Here is a 1,202-nt window from a genome sequence, read left to right on the forward strand (position 1 = left end):
TGGAAAATCAAATAATCACTATAAAGATCAAGCATATCCATTTAATTCCCTCCCTAAAATTAAGGGCGGAATTCTAATGCTTTTTAGTCAAACTACAAGTTTATGTGCGTAACATGAGTTACTAAATATGTTCAAGCTTCTGTATTTAAAAGAATTCTTACTAATGATGAGAATTTTTATAATGTGGCTAAAATTTTTTTTGAAAGTGGTGATGATTTAGAGGATGAAATTCGTTTTCTAGCTTATGCGGCCGGTTTATCCTTCCTCCCCCGTTGGAAGGTTTATTTTAATTCAAATAAACTACGCTACACTACGAGGAGAGAGTATAGGAAGTTTTTTTGGAAGAGAAGACATTATTTTTATTATCTTATTCATAAAAGCGAATAATTTTTTTAAAGCCTTGCCCTCTAAAGTGACTCCACTTAATACACCCTACGTGGTCTTAACATAAAAGAAACCTTAGTGTAGAGACTAATAGACGGTAGAAGGAAAAAATATAAAACTTTTTCAATGACTTTGTATAAAAGTTTTTTATTGCCATCGGCTAAAGCATAGGCCACTCGAAATTTATTAAAAGAAGGTAGGGAATAAAGACCAACACCGCCTCGATGCTTATCTAAAAGACCCATGTAAAAATATCCGGTTACATAACCATAAAATTGGAAAAATTTCTTAGGGTAAAGAACATAAGAGGCAGCAGCTGAGGCATCAATATAGCTGGTAAAATGCCAGCAATTTCTCGGCATAAAAACCATATCCCCTTTTTCAAGTACTACTTCATAACCTTCTGCTTGTTTTAACCGGGGAAAACTTTTCTCGAGCTCCTCTTGAGGCAAACCAAAATCGATTAAGGTATCACCGACAAAAGGGGTTTTGTATATATTGTCGCTTTGGTCTTGGGTAAAGAGGAGAAACTTCTTTTTACCACATAAACATAAATGGAGAATACTGCAATGTTCGCGATCATAATGCATTTCTGTATGCGAGCCTTGACCTCCAAAAAAATAGACTACCCTAATGAATTTATTAAAAAAACGGGGGCGTTGCGGTAATTTTCGCCATAAAGGGACATGATACTCGACTGAATTACTCATGTTACGCACGGTCAATTTTAAGCTGCCATATTTTTAAGCTCCTGCCAAGCAATCTGGTTCGCTCTAAGAATCAATTTGTACTTAATAGCAAAGTGATTTAAATGAGTT

General features: G+C 34.9%; 2 protein-coding genes. One reads left to right on the forward strand and one right to left on the reverse strand.

Annotated features, from left to right (window positions below; translation table 11 throughout):
* Positions 1–183: 183 nt before the first annotated feature.
* Positions 184–387 carry a hypothetical protein gene (locus ELY15_RS15910; protein WP_127101751.1) on the forward strand — a complete coding sequence of 68 codons (204 nt, stop codon included), beginning with the start codon at positions 184–186 and terminating at the stop codon, positions 385–387.
* 35 nt (positions 388–422) lie between these two features.
* On the opposite strand, the gene ELY15_RS15915 is transcribed toward ELY15_RS15910, so the two are convergent.
* A complete protein-coding gene (locus ELY15_RS15915; RefSeq protein WP_127101753.1) occupies positions 423–1,094 on the reverse strand; it encodes a cupin-like domain-containing protein in 672 nt (223 codons plus the stop codon).
* Between the last annotated feature and the right edge of the window lie 108 nt (positions 1,095–1,202).

The organism is Legionella sp. km772, assembly GCF_003989735.1.
In the GTDB taxonomy this organism is placed as follows: Bacteria; Pseudomonadota; Gammaproteobacteria; order Legionellales; family Legionellaceae; genus Legionella.